General features: G+C 63.0%; 12 protein-coding genes and 2 riboswitches. Of the genes, 7 read left to right on the top strand and 5 right to left on the bottom strand.

Translation table 11 applies throughout. From position 1 onward, the window contains the following. Positions 1-33: 33 nt before the first annotated feature. Positions 34-1,800 (top strand): type VI secretion system baseplate subunit TssF, encoded by a 1,767-nt coding sequence (gene tssF / locus ACQKEN_RS09200; RefSeq protein ID WP_427685195.1) that lies wholly within the window; start codon positions 34-36, stop codon positions 1,798-1,800. A gap of 269 nt (positions 1,801-2,069) precedes the next feature. Here the strand turns inward: tssF and metH are convergent, their stop codons facing one another. Then, on the bottom strand, positions 2,070-5,780 hold the full coding sequence (metH, locus tag ACQKEN_RS09195; protein WP_427685194.1) for a methionine synthase: 3,711 nt from the start codon (positions 5,778-5,780) through the stop codon (positions 2,070-2,072). A gap of 485 nt (positions 5,781-6,265) precedes the next feature. Between metH and ACQKEN_RS09190 the strand changes: the two genes are divergently transcribed. Together ACQKEN_RS09190 and nfuA are read left to right on the top strand one after the other, a co-directional pair. Further along, complete coding sequence (locus ACQKEN_RS09190; RefSeq protein WP_427685193.1) at positions 6,266-7,285, top strand: acyltransferase family protein; 1,020 nt, start codon at positions 6,266-6,268, stop codon at positions 7,283-7,285. Positions 7,286-7,391: 106 nt separating this feature from the next. Next, on the top strand, positions 7,392-7,985 hold the full coding sequence (nfuA, locus tag ACQKEN_RS09185; protein WP_427685192.1) for a Fe-S biogenesis protein NfuA: 594 nt from the start codon (positions 7,392-7,394) through the stop codon (positions 7,983-7,985). Between the two features lie 236 nt (positions 7,986-8,221). On the opposite strand, the gene cobM is transcribed toward nfuA, so the two are convergent. The 4 genes from cobM to ACQKEN_RS09165 all read right to left on the bottom strand — a co-directional run bounded on the left by cobM (position 8,222) and on the right by ACQKEN_RS09165 (position 10,486). Continuing rightward, positions 8,222-8,968, bottom strand: coding sequence for a precorrin-4 C(11)-methyltransferase (cobM, locus tag ACQKEN_RS09180; RefSeq protein WP_427685191.1), 747 nt, complete (start codon positions 8,966-8,968; stop codon positions 8,222-8,224). Between the two features lie 161 nt (positions 8,969-9,129). Beyond that, on the bottom strand, positions 9,130-9,555 hold the full coding sequence (locus ACQKEN_RS09175; protein ID WP_427685190.1) for a cobalamin biosynthesis protein: 426 nt from the start codon (positions 9,553-9,555) through the stop codon (positions 9,130-9,132). Next, positions 9,552-10,271 carry a CbtA family protein gene (locus ACQKEN_RS09170; RefSeq protein WP_427685189.1) on the bottom strand — a complete coding sequence of 240 codons (720 nt, stop codon included), beginning with the start codon at positions 10,269-10,271 and terminating at the stop codon, positions 9,552-9,554. Before ACQKEN_RS09170 ends, ACQKEN_RS09175 begins: the two co-directional genes overlap by 4 nt. 11 nt (positions 10,272-10,282) lie before the next feature. Then, the gene (locus tag ACQKEN_RS09165; RefSeq protein WP_427685188.1) at positions 10,283-10,486 is read right to left on the bottom strand and encodes a CbtB domain-containing protein; all 204 of its coding nucleotides are present in this window, start codon (positions 10,484-10,486) and stop codon (positions 10,283-10,285) included. 97 nt (positions 10,487-10,583) lie between these two features. Beyond that, positions 10,584-10,815: riboswitch (cobalamin riboswitch) on the bottom strand. 125 nt (positions 10,816-10,940) lie between these two features. Further along, positions 10,941-11,165: riboswitch (cobalamin riboswitch) on the top strand. A gap of 128 nt (positions 11,166-11,293) precedes the next feature. Here ACQKEN_RS09165 and cobW point away from each other — a divergent pair. The 4 genes from cobW (at position 11,294) to ACQKEN_RS09145 (ending at position 17,968) form a co-directional block, all read left to right on the top strand. Further along, complete coding sequence (gene cobW, locus ACQKEN_RS09160) at positions 11,294-12,385, top strand: cobalamin biosynthesis protein CobW (protein ID WP_427685187.1); 1,092 nt, start codon at positions 11,294-11,296, stop codon at positions 12,383-12,385. Positions 12,386-12,387: 2 nt separating this feature from the next. After that, positions 12,388-16,152: a cobaltochelatase subunit CobN gene (cobN, locus tag ACQKEN_RS09155; RefSeq protein ID WP_427685186.1), complete on the top strand. Its 3,765-nt coding sequence runs from the start codon at positions 12,388-12,390 to the stop codon at positions 16,150-16,152. 95 nt (positions 16,153-16,247) lie between these two features. Further along, entirely contained in the window at positions 16,248-17,288 is a 1,041-nt protein-coding gene (locus tag ACQKEN_RS09150; RefSeq protein ID WP_427685185.1) for an AAA family ATPase, read from the top strand. 53 nt (positions 17,289-17,341) lie between these two features. Next, on the top strand, positions 17,342-17,968 hold the full coding sequence (locus ACQKEN_RS09145; protein WP_427685250.1) for a vWA domain-containing protein: 627 nt from the start codon (positions 17,342-17,344) through the stop codon (positions 17,966-17,968). Positions 17,969-18,003: the final 35 nt, after the last annotated feature.

Raw genomic sequence — 18,003 nt, 5'->3', positions numbered from 1 at the left:
ACACCCGAGACATCCAGGACAAGGACATCTGCCATGAGCAAGGACAACCCGACGCTGGCCTACTTCGACGCCGAGATGCGCTACCTGCGCGAAGCGGCTAAAGAATACGCCGAAGCATTTCCCGACCGCGCCGCCGCGTTGAATCTGGACAGACCCGGGGCGCAGGACCCCGCGGTCGAGCAGCTGTTCCAGGGCTTTGCGTTTCTCATGGGGCGACTGCGGGAAAAGCTCGACGACGATTTGCCGGAATTGACCGAGGGCTTGGTCGGGCTGGTCAGGCCGCAGTATCTGCGCATGATTCCGTCGCTGTCGATCGTTGAGTTCTCGCCTGACATCCATGAGATGAAGACCTGCGAGACCCTGCGCAAAGGCTTCGAGGTGCGCTCGCGGCCGGTCGGCCCACAGGGGACTCGCTGCCGTTACACCACCACTCAGGACCTGACGCTGCGTGCGCTGTCCCTCGATGCCGTGGAGGTTGGACAGGAGGTGGATGGCCGCTCGGTGATCAGGCTGCGTTTCTCCCGGGGCAAGCTGTTGCAATGGGACACGATGGACCTGCGCCAACTGCCGTTGTACCTGAACGCCAGCGCTCCCGTCGCCAGCGCGCTGCATCAGGCGCTGACACTCAATGCCCGCAAGGTCTATGTGCGCAAGGGCGACGCTGAACGCGAGCAGATCGAGGGAGGTTTCGGCCCCAGCGGCTTTGGTCCCAACGACCGTCTCTGGCCTCAGGGCGATGAGCGTTTCAGCGGCTGCCCGCTATGGCTGGAGTACTTCAGCTTCCCCGAGAAGTTCATGTTCGTCACGCTCCATGGGCTGGAGCAGGTGAAGTTCGAGGCCCACACCAAGGCGTTCGAGCTCGAGGTGGTCCTTGATCAACCCTGGCCCCGCGGGTTTGCGCTCAGTGCTGAGCATGTTCGTCTTCACGCCGTGCCGGTCGTTAACCTGTTTGCCCTGGAGGTGGACCCTCTGGCCCTCGACCCCTTACAGACCGATTACCGGGTGCGGCCGGTGCAGGTGGAGGATGCCGACGCGGAAATCTACTCCGTGGACAGCGTTATCGCGGGCAAGCGTGATGCGCGGCATGAGTATGTGCCCTTCACCCATTTTCAGCACCGGGGCGGAATGCTGCGTGACGACGCTCCGGAGCGCTATTTCCATACCCGGCTCAAACGCGCGCCGGATGGGTCCCACGACACATGGCTGGTTCTCGGGGGAGACGGTTTCGAGCAGGACCGCTCGAACCCGGCACACCGCCTGACGCTGCAGTTGACGGGCACCAACGGTCAGTTGCCGCGGATGGCGTTGGCGGAGACGGTGCTGGACCAGCCTGCGAAGTCGAGTCGGCGGACATTGACGGTGCGCAACCTGTGCGCGCCGACAATGCCCTGTTACGCCCCCGACAAAGACCGCTTTCATTGGCGTGTGCTCAGTCACCTGGGCTCAAGTTTTCTGCCGCTGCTGGACAGTGCCGAGGTCTTGCGCAATACGCTGGCGCTTTACGACTGGACCGACAACGAGCTGAACCGGCGACGGCTGCAGTCGATCATCGAGGTTCGCCATCACCTGATCCAACGCTTTGAGGGCGGTTTTCTGCTGCGGGGTGTGGACATCGAAGTCACGCTGGAGGCGGGCAATTTTGCCGGGGAAGGGGACATCTGCCTGTTTGGTGAACTGCTCAGCCGCTTCTTCGCGCAGTACGCCGACATTCATCTGTTCAACCAACTGACGTTGATCCTGCAACCGCAGGATAAATGTTTGCGGTGGAGTGAAAATCACAGCCAGCGAGTGCCTGGATAAGCGTTCGGCCTGAACAGTATGTGGACTCTCACCGGATCAGGCGAGGCAACGGGGGTGCTAAATCGGGTTCACAGCAAGCGGCTCCTGCACATTGTGCGCAGGGCCTCGGAATAGACGCAGCGCAAATCCACTGTAAGAGCCGGCTTGCTGGCGAATGCGGTCGTGCAGACACCGCAACGGCGTCTGCGAGATCGGGTTCGCCAGCAAGCCAACTCCTACAGGCCCGGCATTGGCCGAATCCCGCTCGGCCGAAAATGACTGGGCCGTGATTACTCGTCATACCCCAGATTCGGCGCCAGCCAGCGTTCGGTCACGCTCAAATCCTGCTGCTTGCGCGCCGTGTAGCTTTCCACCTGATCCTTGTCCACTTTCCCCACGGCGAAGTATTGCGCCTGAGGATGGGCGAAGTACCAGCCGCTGACCGCCGCCGCCGGGAACATTGCGTAGTGCTCGGTCAGGAACACGCCGCTGACGCCGGGTTTGCCGTCGCCCTGGGCCGGGTCGAGGAGGTCGAACAGCACGCCTTTCTCGGTATGGTCCGGGCAGGCTGGGTAGCCCGGGGCAGGGCGGATGCCGGTGTATTGCTCCTTGATCAGCTCGTCGTTGCCCAACTGTTCGTCGCGGGCATAACCCCAATATTCTTTGCGCACCTGCTGGTGCAGCCACTCGGCGCAGGCCTCGGCCAGCCGATCCGCCAAGGCCTTGACCATGATCGCGTTGTAGTCGTCGCCCTTGTCCTGATACGCCTTCGACACCTCTTCCGCGCCAATGCCGGCAGTGGTGATGAAGCCACCGACGTAATCGGTCACGCCGCTGCCCTGGGGCGCCACGAAGTCGGCCAGGGAGAAGTTCGGTTTGCCGTCGGTCTTGATGATCTGCTGGCGCAGGTGATGCAGCTTGGCCAGTGGCGCGCCGTTGTCGTCGAGCAGTTGAATGTCGTCGTGATCGACCTGATTGGCCGGCCAGAAGCCAAACACGGCGCGGCTGCGGATCAGCTTCTCGTCGATCAGTTTGCGCAGCAGCTCCTGGGCGTCCTTGAACAGTGAAGTGGCCGCTTCGCCCACCACTTCGTCGGTGAGGATGCGCGGGTACTTGCCGGCCAAGTCCCAGGAAATAAAGAACGGCGTCCAGTCGATGTAATCCACCAGCACGTTCAGGTCGATGTCTTCCAGCACCTTGACCCCGGTGAACGTCGGCTTCACCGGCTGATAGCCGGCCCAGTCGAACTGCGGTTTCTTGGCGATGGCCGCGCCGTAGCTCAGGCGCTCGGTGCGGGCGCTGCGGGCGGAGGTGCGCTCACGCACTTCAACGTATTCGGCGCGGGTCTTCTCGATGAAGCCGGCTTTCAGCTCCTTGGACAGCAGCTGCGTCGCCACGCCCACGGCGCGGGAAGCGTCGGTGACGTAGATCACCGCGTCGTTGCTGTACTTGGGTTCGATCTTCACCGCCGTGTGGGCTTTGGAGGTGGTCGCGCCGCCGATCATCAACGGCAGGTGGAAGTCCTGACGCTGCATTTCGCGGGCGACGTGAACCATTTCGTCCAGGGACGGCGTGATCAGGCCCGACAACCCGATGATGTCGCACTTCTGCTCGCGGGCCACCTGCAGGATTTTCTCCGCCGGCACCATCACGCCGAGGTCGACGATGTCGTAACCGTTGCAGCCCAGCACCACACCCACGATGTTCTTGCCGATGTCGTGGACGTCGCCCTTGACCGTCGCCATGAGAATCTTGCCCTTGGCTTCCGGCTTGTCGCCTTTCTCTTCTTCAATGAAAGGGATCAGGTGCGCCACGGCCTGTTTCATCACGCGAGCGGATTTAACGACTTGCGGCAGGAACATCTTGCCCGAGCCGAACAGGTCGCCGACCACGTTCATGCCGGCCATCAGTGGGCCTTCGATGACCTCGATCGGGCGCTTGAAAGACTGGCGCGACAGCTCGGTGTCTTCAACGATGTGCGTGGTGATGCCCTTGACCAGCGCGTGCTTGAGCCGCTCGTTGACCTCCCAGCCGCGCCACTCTTCGGTTTCCGCTTCCTTGACCGAGCCGTCGCCCTTGTACTTGTCGGCGAGGGCCAGCAGCGCATCGGTGCCTTCCGCCGTGCGGTTGAGCACCACGTCTTCCACCGCGTCGCGCAGTTCGGCCGGGATCTGGTCGTAGATCTCCAGCTGGCCGGCGTTGACGATGCCCATGGTCAGGCCGTTGCGGATCGCGTACAGCAGGAACACCGAGTGAATCGCCTCACGCACCGGGTTATTGCCACGGAACGAGAACGACACGTTGGACACGCCGCCGGAGGTCAGCGCATGGGGCAGCTCGTCGCGGATGTAGGCGCAGGCATTGATGAAGTCGACGGCGTAGTTGTTGTGCTCTTCAATGCCGGTGGCGATGGCGAAGATGTTCGGGTCAAAAATGATGTCTTCCGGCGGGAAGCCCACTTCGTTGACCAGAATGTCGTAGGAGCGCTTGCAGATTTCTTTCTTGCGCGCCTCGGTGTCGGCCTGACCGGCTTCGTCGAAGGCCATGACCACCACCGCCGCGCCGTAGCGCTTGCACAGTTTTGCGTGATGGATGAACTGCTCGACCCCTTCTTTCATGCTGATCGAGTTGACGATGCCCTTGCCCTGGATGCACTTGAGGCCGGCTTCGATGACTTCCCATTTCGACGAGTCGATCATGATCGGCACGCGAGAGATGTCAGGCTCGCCGGCAATCAGGTTGAGGAAGGTCACCATCGCCTTCTTCGAATCCAGCATGCCCTCGTCCATGTTGATGTCGATCACCTGGGCGCCTGCTTCGACCTGCTGCAGGGCGACTTCCAGGGCTTCGGTGTAGTTGTCTTCGCGGATCAGGCGGGCGAAGCGGGCAGAACCGGTGATGTTGGTGCGCTCGCCGACGTTGACGAACAGCGAGCTGCGATCGATGGTGAACGGCTCCAGACCCGACAGGCGGCAGGCCTTGGGGATTTCCGGAATCGGGCGCGGCGCATAGGGCGCGACGGCGTTGGCGATGGCCTTGATGTGTGCCGGCGTGGTGCCGCAGCAACCGCCGACGATGTTGAGGAAGCCGCTCTGGGCGAACTCTTCGACGACTTTGGCCATCTCTGCCGGGGCTTCGTCGTACTCACCGAACTCGTTGGGCAGGCCGGCGTTCGGGTGGGCCGACACGTGGGTTTCGGCTTTATTGGACAGCTCTTCCAGATACGGCCGCAGCTCGCTGGCGCCCAGCGCGCAGTTGAGGCCCACGGAAATTGGCTTGGCGTGGCGCACCGAGTTCCAGAACGCTTCGGTGGTCTGGCCGGAGAGGGTGCGGCCGGAGGCGTCGGTGATGGTCCCGGAAATCATGATCGGCAGCTCGAAACCCAGCTCGTCGAACACGCCCTGAACGGCGAAGATCGCGGCCTTGGCGTTGAGGGTGTCGAAGATGGTTTCGATGAGGATCATGTCCGCACCGCCTTCGATCAGCCCTTTGGTGGCCTCGGTGTAGTTCTCCACCAGTTCGTCGAATGTGACGTTGCGGTAGCCGGGGTTGTTGACGTCCGGGGACAGCGAGCAGGTGCGGCTGGTCGGGCCGAGCACGCCGGCGACGAAGCGCGGCTTGTCGGGGGTTTCCAGGGTCTTGGCGTCGGCGACCTGGCGGGCCAGGCGCGCGCCTTCCACGTTCAGCTCGTAGACCAGCGCTTCCATACCGTAGTCGGCCTGGGACACCTGGGTGGCGTTGAAGGTGTTGGTTTCAAGAATGTCGGCGCCGGCGTCGAGGTATTCCTTTTCGATTGCGCCAATCACGTCGGGCCGGGTCAGGATCAACAGGTCGTTGTTGCCCTTCACGTCGCTCGGCCAGTCCGCGAAGCGCTTGCCGCGGTAGTCTTCTTCCTCCAGTCGATAACTCTGGATCATGGTGCCCATGCCGCCGTCGAGGATCAGGATTCGCTGTTGAAGAGCCTGCTGGAGTGCTTGAAGACGCGCGCTGCGATCTGACATGAGGTTACCCGGACGAAGAAGTACAAAATAAGGTGGCGCTGAAAAGTGCGAAATAATAGCAAACCTGCGCGGATTTAAATCATTCCGGGATTTACATGAATTCTGTTCATGTTAATCGGGTGATTCTTTCTGATCGGGGCGCATTCTGATTGCATGGCTTGAGCGAACATCGTTATCGACCTGTCGGAGCCGGCTTGCTGGCGAAAGCGGCATTTCATCCAACACCGCAGCGAGCGGCCAGACGGGTTCGCCAGCAAGCCGGCTCCTACGGGTTTTGCGAAACGCTGCTTCAGGTGTCAGCCCCGCATACGCTGTTTGAAACGCTGAAACCCTTGTAATACATGGCGCGCAGCCATTATGCAGCCCGTCAGTGAGGGCGAACCTTTTCGCAACTTATGAAGTCGGACGTTGGGAGTCGCTCTTCGACACCCGCTCTGTTTTTGCGTGGGACCGAGGGTCAATCCAGACGAAGCAAGAGGTTGCAGATGTTGATTTCGGTTCAGGCCCTGCGGGCGCTCGCCGCGTGGGCTGTTGTGTGTCACCACTTCATGCAGATTTTTTTCGACTTCCATCCGAGCGGGCCGGTCGGTCGCTTTTTCACTGAAAAAGGCGCCGTCGGTGTCGACATTTTTTTCGTCATCAGTGGTCTGGTCATCTACCTGTCGACGGTGGACAAAGATATTCCTGCCGGCCGTTTCATGCTCAACCGTGTCATTCGCATCGTCCCCGCGTACTGGCTTTACACGCTGGTGATGGGCCTGCTGGTCCTCGTTGCTCAGCCGCTGCTGCCCCACCAAGTCGTTGACTGGCAGAGCTTTGTGCTGTCGCTGCTGTTCATCCCTTCGGAAAACCCCGGCGGCTACGGCCTCTATCCCACCCTCAACGTGGGCTGGACGCTGAATTACGAGATGCTGTTCTACGTGCTGTTCTCCATGGTCTTCCTGTTTCAGCAACGTCTGCGCCCGTTGATTCTGGCGGCGGCGCTGTTCGCCATTACCGACGTGCTCGGCCGTTCGGGGCTGGTCAGCCGGTTCTACGCCAACGACATCGTTTATGAGTTCCTGCTCGGCATTTTCGTCGGCGTGATGTATCGCCGGGGCTGGATCAGCGAGCGGCTGTGGCTGCCATTAATTGCCATCGGCGCTGCGCTGTTCACCATCGACCACCTGCAACCGGCGCCGCGCATCATCAACTGGGGCCTGCCGAGTGCGGTAATCGTGGTGGCCTGCATCTCCCTCGAACCGTACCTGCGCGGCTACCGTTTGCTGAAAGTCATGGGCGACTGCTCGTACTCGGTGTACCTGCTTCACGTGCTGGTGCTGTATGCGGGTTGGCTGGTCAGCGAGCGTTATGGTCTGAACCCGTACCTGGTGTTTGCGGTGTGTGTGCCGGTCATCGCGATGGGCGCGTGGCTGAGTTATGAGTGGATCGAGAAGGGCTTGTACCGGCGCATGAAAGGTTGGCTGGACCAGAGACGGGCGAGCAAGGAGGCGGCGCTGTCCTGACCGTCGCCGGGGTGGTGGTCGGGTCACTTACCCGACTAAAACACTAGGGCTTTGTCAGGCGCAGTTGATTGGCGTAAACTCCGCCCCACGTCTGCGAGGAATTTTCATGACCGCTATTACGATTACTGATGCCGCCCACGATTACCTGGCCGATCTGCTCGAGAAGCAGAACACACCCGGCATCGGCATCCGCGTGTTTATTACCCAGCCTGGCACCCAATACGCTGAAACCTGCATTGCCTACTGCAAGCCGGGCGAAGAAAAACCCGAAGACACGGCCATCGGCCTGAAAAGCTTCACCGCCTGGATCGACGCCTTCAGCGAAGCGTTTCTGGATGACGCCGTCGTCGATTACGCCACCGATCGCATGGGCGGCCAGCTGACCATCAAGGCGCCAAACGCCAAAGTACCGATGGTCAAAGCCGACAGCCCGATCAACGAACGCATCAATTACTACCTGCAGACCGAGATCAATCCGGGCCTTGCCAGTCACGGCGGCCAGGTCACCTTGATCGATGTCGTTGAAGAAGACGCGGCGAATATCGCCATTCTGCAGTTCGGCGGCGGTTGCCAGGGTTGCGGTCAGGCGGATGTGACGCTGAAGGAAGGCATCGAGCGCACCCTGCTGGAGCGCATTCCCGAGCTGACCGGTGTGCGTGACGTGACCGACCACACCCAGAAAGAAAACGCGTATTACTGAGAAGTAACCGCGTTGCACGCAAGCCCCGACGAGTTCGGGGCTTTTTTGTGGGCCGTGGTGAGTGACGGTGGTGATGGTCACTGTAGGAGCGCGCTTGCCCGCGAAGCAATTTTCCAGACAATTCTCTAGTGATTGACCCACCGCATTCGTCCGGATGCGGCCCAGACCAAGCGCGCTCCTACGGCCTTCGGCCAGAATCAAAGGCAGATCGGGTTGGTTTCGGGTGCATCGTTCGGCTAGGGCCTGTAGAGATGGGCATGGCCCGCGCGATACAGCGACGATTCGCTGAATACGTCGTTGCCCAGCACGCGACCCACCAGAATCAGCGCGGTGCGGCGGAATCCCTTGGTCCGTACCTTCTCCTCAATGTCCTCCAGTGTGCCGGCGACCCAGTCCTGATCCGGCCAGCTGGCGCGATGCACCACGGCAATCGGGCAATCAGCGCCGTAATGCGGGGTCAGCTCGGCGACGATCTTGCCGAGGTTGTTGACCCCCAGATGGATCGCCATGGTCGCTTGATGCCGGGCCAGATCGCCGAGGGCTTCGCCTTCGGGCATGTCGGTTTTGTCCGCGTAGCGGGTCAGAATGACACTCTGGGAAATGCCCGGCAGCGTCAGCTCGGTGCCCAGCAGCGCGGCGCACGCAGCGGTGGCGGTGACGCCGGGGATGATTTCGAAGGGTATCTGCAACGCGCGCAGGCAGCGGATCTGCTCACCAATGGCGCCATACAGGCTCGGATCGCCGGAATGCACCCGCGCCACATCGTGGCCCTGTGCATGAGCGGATTTCATCAGCTCGATGATCTGCTCCAGGTGCAAAGAAGCGCTGTTGGTCACCTGAACCGCCTGATGGCCCTCCAGCACCGCTTCAGGTACCAGAGAACCGGCGTAGATGATCACCGGGCACATGCGGATCAGTCGCTGGCCTTTGACAGTGATCAGGTCCGGATCGCCGGGGCCGGCGCCGATGAAAAAAACAGTCATGGGGTGTCCTGATTGGAATTCATTTGAGCTTCTGTTTTGCTTTCGTGGGACCGGCTTTAGCCGGGAAGGGGCCTGCAGGTACACCCTCACATTTGCATGTGTGACGCCTGACGCCTTCCCGGCTAAAGCCGGTCCCACTAAAAGCCCGCGTCCAGCGCTTATCACGTGTTGGCACGCTGTGCACTCGCCAGCGCAAATGTCGCGTGGGGGCTTTTTCGGCGGGGGATGATCAGCGTCGCCGGCGAGCCGGTCAAACGGGTCGCCATTGCCAGTGCCGCACTTTCAGCCACGCCGTAGCAACCGGTGCGCTCGAAAGCGATCTCCGATCGATGGCTGAGCTGGGTCTCGTAACCTGCCAGTTCAGCCGCACTGAAAAACCCGATCGTCAGGCCCAGCCCATGACCCAGTTCCGTTAACCCCGCTTCATCCGACTTGCCGTCGATCGAGGCAAGGGCGGCAATGTCCTGCGGTTCAAGCCGACACTCCGGCAAACTGTCTTCGATCAATTGCCGAAGCTCCAGTGCCGAACAGCCGCGCTGGCAGCCGAGGCCGACCACCCACAGCTGTCGATCGCGCACATCATTCACAGGGCGGGGTTCAGACCGGGTCGCGTCGCGGGTGCATCACTGCGACGAAACAGCCAGGCGCTGATCCAGCCCAGGGCAATCCAGAACGCAGCATTGGTCAGCAGCGACGCGATCTTGAATTGCGCTTCGAGGGCTTCCGGGGCCAGTGCCGAATGCACCGCCGGCTGCGGCGCGCCGACAATGTGCGGCACCACCAGAATCACTGCACCCACTGCCTTCAGCAGCCAGTGTTGAGCAAACACTATCAGCGCCAGGCCCACAGCCGTGGAAGCGGCAGTGCCGACCCACCAGATCTGCCGCTGCGTCAGGTCCGCCGCGACGGTACCGGGCAGTTCGGGCGGCAGGCCGAGGGTCGGGGCCAGCACGAACACGGCATAACCGGCCAATCCCCAGAGCACGCCTTCTCTAGCGCTCATCGGCGTACGCAGGGTGTACAGCGCTGCCAGCATCAAAGCGAAACCGACTGCCACCACCAGATTGCCGCCCGCGGTCGACAGCACGCGCTGCCAGCCGTTTTCGGGCTCCCACGCCTCTTCGTCATGGACGTGACCGGCCATGGCGCCCTCGGCATGCTCGTGCATTTCGACGGCGGGTGCTTTCTCGTAGGTCTCTCCCTTCAAAATCAAAGGCGCGACCCAGAAGCTTTGCAACAGCGTCAACAACAGGGCAGCGAGCAGTCCGGTGAACCCGGCCGTTTGCGCGATTCGCTTGAACATGGCGGCAGGTCTCAATGGCAGGGGAAGGCGGAGCTGTGACGGGTGTCGTGTGCCGCGTTGTGCACCGCATCGATATGGGAGAAGCCGGCGAAGTAGACCAGAAACGCGCCGAGAAACATCGCGCTGACCGCGGCGACAAGGCGCTGGCTCAGGGTGGCGGTAACAACCGTCGTGATGGTGGTGCCGGACGTCTGGCGGGGTGTGCTGATGGACATGGCGCTTCCCTCTGAAGTGGATTCAGCGGACGGAAAGGCGCGAAGACACCGCAGGCGAAGGCCGGCAGCGATCAACAGCGCCCGCCCACCGCGGGTTGTTAGGTAACGTTATCGGGCCGGTCTCCGGGCTCGCGAGGGGCGCATGCAACAGCCGTTAAGCCGTCGTGCCTTCAAGAATCCCCTTCCCATGTCGTTGCCGACACAGTGGATCTGATTCTTCACTTGCTTACCGTTGCGGGGGCAGCACCGGACTGATACACACCCGAAGGTCTGCACGCACCGGTTTCCCGTTTCACCCTGTGAAGGGCACCCGTAACAAGGTGTGTAGGAGACCACGGGCTGTTTCACGCGTCAATCGACCCGTCAGTCCATGCATCAGTGGATGCGGCGATCGATGCGTAAATTGGCGTAGCAATCGTTGCAACAGCGCGATTGACCGACTTCCAGTCACTGCGTAGCCTTGCGCACTTGAGGTTCGCCGGCCGCCTGGATGAAGGCCACCGGCGCTAAGAAGGGAATGCGGTTTCAAGCCGCAGCTGCCCCCGCAACTGTAAACGGACAGCTTCATTGCACAGCCACTGCGCGAGCGGGAAGGCGCGATGAATGCCAGTCGCCTGACGATGCCTGTCAGCGACCGGCCGCCGTGAGCCAGGAGACCTGCCTCGAATCGGACCGCCTGCAAGCGGCCGAGGAATTCCACTACAACCGGGCGGGGTGATCCGGTGGCGAATCGAACCGCGCGCCTGCTTCCGCCGGCCCTGCGCTGTTTTCGTCCTCGTTGCCCTGCCGCATGCCTGAGGGCAACCGATGAAAACACTGGCCAAACTTCCCGTCACCATCGTCACCGGCTTTCTCGGCTCGGGTAAAACCACCTTGCTGCGGCACATGCTCGACAACGCCGAAGGCCGACGCATCGCCGTCATCGTCAACGAATTCGGCGAGCTGGGCATCGACGGCGACATCCTCAAGCAATGCACCATCGGCTGCACCGAAGAAGAAGCCGTCGGTCGTGTGTACGAACTGGCCAACGGCTGCCTGTGCTGCACCGTTCAGGAAGAGTTCTTCCCGGTGATGCAGGAACTGGTGGCCCGTCGCGGCGACCTCGATCACATCCTCATCGAGACCTCGGGCCTGGCCCTGCCGAAGCCGCTGGTGCAAGCCTTCCAGTGGCCGGAAATCCGCAACGCCTGCACCGTTGACGCCGTGATCACCGTGGTCGACAGCCCGGCCGTGCTCGCCGGCACCTTCGCCGCGTTCCCGGATCAGGTCGACGCCCAGCGCAAACTCGACCCGAACCTGGACCACGAATCGCCGCTGCACGAGCTGTTCGCCGACCAACTGGCGAGTGCCGATCTGGTCGTGCTGAACAAGGCCGACATGCTCGACGCTGACGCGCTCGCCGCCGTGCGCGCGGAAGTCTCGGAAGAACTGCCGCCGGCAGTAAAAATCGTCGAAGCGAACAGGGGCCAGCTGCCGATCAGCGTATTGCTGGGCCTGGGCGCGGAATCCGAGCTGCACATCGATGGCCGCAAGACCCACCACGACCACCACGAAGGCGACGACGCTGACGATCATGACCATGACGCCTTCGACTCGATTTCCATCACACTGCCCCAGGCTGATGAATCGCTGTTGCTCGATGCCCTGACCCAGGCCGTCGTCCAGCACGGCATCCTTCGCGTCAAAGGCTTCGCCGCCATTCCCGGCAAACCCATGCGCCTGCTGGTGCAGGGCGTCGGCACGCGTTTCGACAAGCATTTCGACCGCGCCTGGAAGACAGACGAAGCCCGTGAAACCCATTTGGTGCTGATCGGCCAGGAACTGGACGCTGGCGTGCTCGAAGCGCAATTGCGCGCCGCGGTCTCATTGCGTGACGCGGTCTCTGGGATCAAAGGCTAACCATGCACCTGCTGCGTACACAGCCCGGCGGCTTCGTTCCCGACGACAGCATTGCTGACCTGGGCCAGACGCCCGCCGAGCTGGTGATCCTGTGCAGCGCCGACTCAAATCTGGCGCTGCTGGCCGAAACTGCGCGGCAACTGCCCGACGACTACCCGAGTCTGCGCCTGGCCAATCCGATGCAGGTGCAAAACCATGCATCGGTGGATCTGTACGTCGACGAGGTGCTGCGCCACGCCAAAGTCATCCTGATTTCCCTGCACGGCGGTATCGGCTACTGGCGTTACGGCGTCGAGCGGCTGGTGGAACTGGCGGCGAAAGGGGTGAAGCTGATTCTGGTCCCTGGCTGCGATCGGCCGGACCCCGAGCTGAGCGCGCACAGCACGGAATCTGTCGAAGACCGCGAGCGGCTCTGGCATTACCTGCGTCAGGGCGGCAAGCACAACGCGCAGTCGCTGTTCAACTTCATCGCCACGCGCTGGCTGGGCGGCGACTACCCGTGGGTCGAGCCGCAGACCCTGCCGCGCACCGTGATTTACCACCCGCAGAACGCCAACGCCGACCTGGCCCGGTGGCAGGCCGACTGGCGCACGGATCAGCCGGTCGCTGCCGTGCTGTTCTACCGCTCCCACCTGCAAGCGGCGAACACCGGGTTCATCGATGTGTTCTGCGAGCGCTTGTCGGCCCAGGGCCTGAACCCGTTGCCGATTGCCGTCGCCAGCCTCAAGGAAGCCGGCTGCATGAGCGCGATACAGGACTGGCTCGACGAGGTGGACTGCGAGGTCATTCTCAACACCACCGGCTTCGCCCAATCCAGCCCGGACGCGCCGGATGTACGGCCGTTTCGCCGGGACATCCCGGTCATTCAAGCCATCTGTGCCCAGGACAACGAACCCGCCTGGCAGGCCAGCGCCCAAGGCCTGGGATCTCGCGATCTGGCCATGCACATCGCGTTGCCGGAACTGGACGGGCGCATCATCAGCCGGCCGATCAGCTTCAAGGACCTGGCCTGGCACAGCGAGCGCAGCCAGTCCGACGTGGTCTGCTACCGCGCCCAGCCGGGGCGCATGGATTTCGTCGCCGAACTGGCCCGGCGCTGGGTGCTGCTGGCCCGTACCGCCAACGTCGACAAGCGGGTGGCGCTGATTCTCGCCAACTACCCGACCCGTGACGGGCGCATCGGCAACGGCGTCGGCCTCGACACGCCGGCGGCCGCGCTGAACATTCTCAAGGCCATGCAGGCCCAGGGTTACCCGGTCGAGGACTTGCCCGAGACCGGCACCGCACTGATCCACGCCTTGCTCGGCGGCGTCACCAACGACCCGGACAGCCTCGATCAACGGCCGTGCCATCAGAGCATGGCCATGGACGAGTACAGGGCGGCGTTTCAAGCCCTGCCCGAAGCCAATCGCGATGCCGTCATCGCGCGGTGGGGCGCCCCTGATACCGATCCCATGTGCCGCGACGGGCGGATGATGATCGCCGGCCTGCGTTTCGGCATGACCTTCGTCGGCATTCAACCGGCGCGGGGCTATAACGTAGACCACAGTGCGGTGTATCACGACCCGGATCTGGTCCCGCCCCACGGCTATCTGGCGTTTTACTTCTGGCTGCGCAAACGCTATGGCGCCCACGCCGTCATCCACGTCGGCAAGCATGGCAATCTGGAGTGGCTGCCGGGCAAAGGCGTCGGCCTGTCCGAGCACTGCTGGCCGGACGCAATCCTTGGCCCGATGCCGAACATCTACCCGTTCATCGTCAACGATCCGGGCGAGGGCGCCCAGGCCAAGCGCCGTACCCAGGCGGTGATCATCGACCACCTGATGCCACCGCTGACCCGCGCCGAAACCTACGGGCCGTTGCGCGATCTCGAACTGCTGGCCGACGAATATTACGAAGCGCAGCTGCTTGACCCGCGCCGTGCCCGGGAGCTGCAAACGGACATTCTCAGGCTGGTGCGCGAAACCCATATCGACCGCGAACTGGCGATGGACGGGGATGCCAACAGCGAGGACGACGCCGCCGTGTGGCTGCCGCGTCTGGACACCTATCTGTGTGACCTGAAGGAATCGCAGATCCGCGACGGCCTGCACGTGTTCGGCGAATCGCCCACCGGGCGGCTGCGCATCGACACGCTGTTGGCGATGGTGCGTGTGCCTCGCGGTGATGGTCGCGGCGGTCAGGCCAGTCTGTTGCGAGCGTTGAGTCAGGCGCTGGCGCTGGATTTCGACCCGCTGGACTGTGATCTCGGCGCGCCATGGATCGGCGATAAACCTCAGGCATTACATGAGGTGAGCACTGATCCGTGGCGCACCACGGGCGATACCCGCGAGCGCCTGGAGTTGCTGGCAGCACAGATGATTGAGCAGATTGCCAGCGCATTACCGCTCAGTAATCGCTTCGAAAACAAAGGCTTGTCAGAGGTTGTTCAGTCTCTGCATGAGGTGGTGATTCCGCGCCTGGACGCCTGCGGGCCTGCCGAAATGGCGAACCTGCTTAACGCGCTAAGCGGTCGCTTTGTCCCCGCCGGCCCGAGCGGCGCCCCCAGTCGCGGTCGGCTGGACGTGCTGCCTACCGGACGCAATTTCTTCTCCGTGGACGTCCGCAACCTGCCGACCATGACGGCTTGGCGCATTGGCTTCCAGTCAGCCAATCTGTTACTGGAGAGGCACTTACAGGATCATGGTGACTATTTACGTCAACTTGGGCTTTCGGTCTGGGGCACGGCGACCATGCGCACCGGCGGTGATGACATCGCCCAGGCCATGGCGCTGATGGGCGTGCGTCCGGTGTGGGCGACGGGCAGCCAGCGCGTCGATGACTTCGAAATCCTGCCGCTGAGCCTGCTTGATCGGCCGCGGGTCGACGTGACCCTGCGGGTTTCCGGTTTCTTCCGCGACGCGTTCGCCAACCTGATCCGCCTGTTCGATGCGGCGGTGCAGGCCGTTGCCGCGCTGGACGAGCCCGACGACATGAACCCGCTGGCCGCCCGCGTTCGCCAGGAGCGCGAACAATTGCTGCGCGACGGTGTGGATGCCGAGCAAGCGGCGAAGCAGGCCGGCTGGCGCATCTTCGGCGCTAAGCCAGGGGCCTATGGCGCGGGGGTGCAGAACGCCATCGACGGGCGCTTGTGGCAGAGCCGCGAGGACCTCGCCGAGGTCTACCTGAACTGGGGCGGCTACGCCTACGGCGGCAGCGACGAAGGCACGCCGGCCCGCGATGGTTTTGCCAAGCGGCTGAGCCAGGTCCAGGCCGTGCTGCAGAACCAGGACAACCGCGAGCACGACTTGCTGGATTCCAACGATTACTACCAGTTTCAAGGCGGCATGCTGGCGGCGGTGGAAAGCCTGTCGGGCGAGAAGGTCGCCAGTTATCACGGCGACCACAGCCAGCCCGATCTGCCGAAGATCCGTACGCTGAAGGAAGAGCTCAACCGGGTGGTGCGATCGCGGGCGGCCAATCCGAAGTGGATCGAAGGGGTCAAACGCCATGGCTACAAAGGCGCCTTCGAGATGGCGGCGACGGTGGATTTCCTTTTCGCCTTCGACGCCACCACCGAGCTGATCGACGATCATCAATACGCGCTGCTGGCCGATGCCTATCTGCTGGATGCCTCGACCCGCGAGTTCATCCAGCAGCACAACCCCGACGCGCTGCGGGACATGACTGAGCGCATGCTCGAAGCGCAGCAGCGCGGCTTGTGGCAGGAACCGGGCGAGTACCGCGAGGCGCTGGAGAATCTGTTGCTGGACATCGAAGAGTCATGAGTCAAACGCCAACGCTTACGGCGCGCGCCTACACCTCGTGCGTCGATCATCGACATGCCACGACCTTACTATCAGATGTGTGAACAGAGCCCGACATGACCGACACCCCACATTTCCCCCTGGCCGCTGTCGTCGGTGCCGATGACCTCAAGCTCGCTTTGTGCCTGACCGCCATCGACCCGAAAATTGGTGGCGTGTTGATCGAGGGGCCGCGCGGCATGGCCAAATCGACCCTGGCCCGAGGGCTGGCGGATCTGCTGGCCAGCGGTCAGTTCGTGACGCTGCCGCTGGGGGCGACCGAAGAGCGCCTGGTCGGCACGCTGGACCTTGACGCGGCGCTGGGCGAAGGCCGTGCGGCATTCTCGCCGGGGGTTCTCGCCAAGGCGGACGGCGGCGTGCTGTACGTCGATGAAGTCAATCTGCTGCCGGACCATCTGGTCGATCTGCTGCTGGACGTGGCCGCCAGCGGAGTCAATCTGGTGGAGCGCGATGGCATATCCCATCGCCACGCAGCGCGCTTTGTGCTGATCGGCACCATGAACCCGGAAGAAGGCGAACTGCGCCCGCAGCTGCTCGACCGTTTCGGCCTGAACGTGGCGTTGAGCGGGCAGACAATCCCGGCGCAACGCGGGCAGATCATCCGCCGCCGGCTGGATTTCGACGCCGCCCCTGAAGCGTTCTGTCAGCAATGGGCCGCGCAGCAGCAGGCGTTGAAAGCCCGTTGTGAAACCGCCCGGGGCCTGTTGCCGAACATTGAACTGGATGATGTCAGTCTGGACCTGATTACCGAGCGTTGCTTTGCGGCCGGGGTCGACGGTCTGCGGGCGGACCTGGTCTGGTTGCGGGCGGCCCGAGCCCATGCCGCTTGGCGCGGCGGTTTGCATATCACCGAGGCGGACATCGACGCTGTGGCCGATTTCGCCTTGCGCCACCGTCGGCGCGAACCGCAACCGCCCCACCAGTCACAGTCCGAACCGCCTGCGCCGTCAGAGCAACGTCCGCCGAAACCCGACAACGGTGCTCAGCCGCAGCCTGACTCGGCAGAAAAAGGCGAGGGCAGTTGGGGTGAGTTGCCCGCCCGCAACGTGCAGGCGGGCAATCGCAAAGAAGTGCCCCGCTGGCCAAAAAAGCCCTAGGCATTCGCCCCCGCCTGTCGAAGGGGGCGAATGCCAGCCCTCGACCGGGCACACTGGGCGGCGGCCGAAGCGGCACTGCCCGCCCTGGTGCCGACGGCGCGATTGCGTGGTTGCCGACCTTGCTCCGAGGTCGCCCTCGGGTGCGCAGCGATCTGGTCCATCAGCCCCGCAGTCGCCGGCCGGAGCAGCTCTGGCTGGTGATCGTCGACGCGTCGGCATCGACCCGGCGTAATCAGGCGCTGAGTCAGGCAAAGGGTTTGTTGGCGGGGGTGTTCGATGATGCGTATCGGCAGCGCGCCAGACTGGCGTTGCTCACCGCCAGCGGCAAGGGCGCGCGCTGGCAGCATCAGGGCCTGAAAGCCGGCGCTGCATTGCAGCCCTGGCTGGATGCATTGGGCGCTGGGGGCGGCACGCCGCTGTTCGATGCCATCAATCAGGCAGCGGACTGGTCTTTGCGCCGGTACAAGCGCTACCCGGCGGAACAGCAACGGGTGCTGATTCTCACGGATGGGCGCGTCAAGGACATGCCGGCGCTATCAGCACGACCGGCGCAGCCGCTTGCCATGTTCGGCGGTCCCGTGCTGTTGATCGATATCGAGCGCGGGCCCATTCGACTGGGCCGCGCGCGGGACATCGCCTTGCAGCTAAACGCTGACTACCGCCACATCGACGACTGCTGACAACGCTTCGTCGGCGGGTGCTTCATCAGCAGGCA

This window comes from Pseudomonas sp. NPDC078416 (genome assembly GCF_050268485.1).
Taxonomy (GTDB): Bacteria; Pseudomonadota; Gammaproteobacteria; order Pseudomonadales; family Pseudomonadaceae; genus Aquipseudomonas.
This window is presented reverse-complemented; position numbering and strand designations above follow the sequence as displayed.

Bases quoted from the DNA above. Each gene is read 5' to 3' on its own strand.
- tssF (WP_427685195.1), top strand. From the start codon at position 34: ATGAGCAAGGACAACCCGACGCTGGCCTACTTCGACGCCGAGATGCGC.
- metH (WP_427685194.1), bottom strand. From the start codon at position 5,780: ATGTCAGATCGCAGCGCGCGTCTTCAAGCACTCCAGCAGGCTCTTCAA.
- ACQKEN_RS09190 (WP_427685193.1), top strand. From the start codon at position 6,266: ATGTTGATTTCGGTTCAGGCCCTGCGGGCGCTCGCCGCGTGGGCTGTT.
- nfuA (WP_427685192.1), top strand. From the start codon at position 7,392: ATGACCGCTATTACGATTACTGATGCCGCCCACGATTACCTGGCCGAT.
- cobM (WP_427685191.1), bottom strand. From the start codon at position 8,968: ATGACTGTTTTTTTCATCGGCGCCGGCCCCGGCGATCCGGACCTGATC.
- ACQKEN_RS09170 (WP_427685189.1), bottom strand. From the start codon at position 10,271: ATGTTCAAGCGAATCGCGCAAACGGCCGGGTTCACCGGACTGCTCGCT.
- ACQKEN_RS09165 (WP_427685188.1), bottom strand. From the start codon at position 10,486: ATGTCCATCAGCACACCCCGCCAGACGTCCGGCACCACCATCACGACG.
- cobW (WP_427685187.1), top strand. From the start codon at position 11,294: ATGAAAACACTGGCCAAACTTCCCGTCACCATCGTCACCGGCTTTCTC.
- cobN (WP_427685186.1), top strand. From the start codon at position 12,388: ATGCACCTGCTGCGTACACAGCCCGGCGGCTTCGTTCCCGACGACAGC.
- ACQKEN_RS09150 (WP_427685185.1), top strand. From the start codon at position 16,248: ATGACCGACACCCCACATTTCCCCCTGGCCGCTGTCGTCGGTGCCGAT.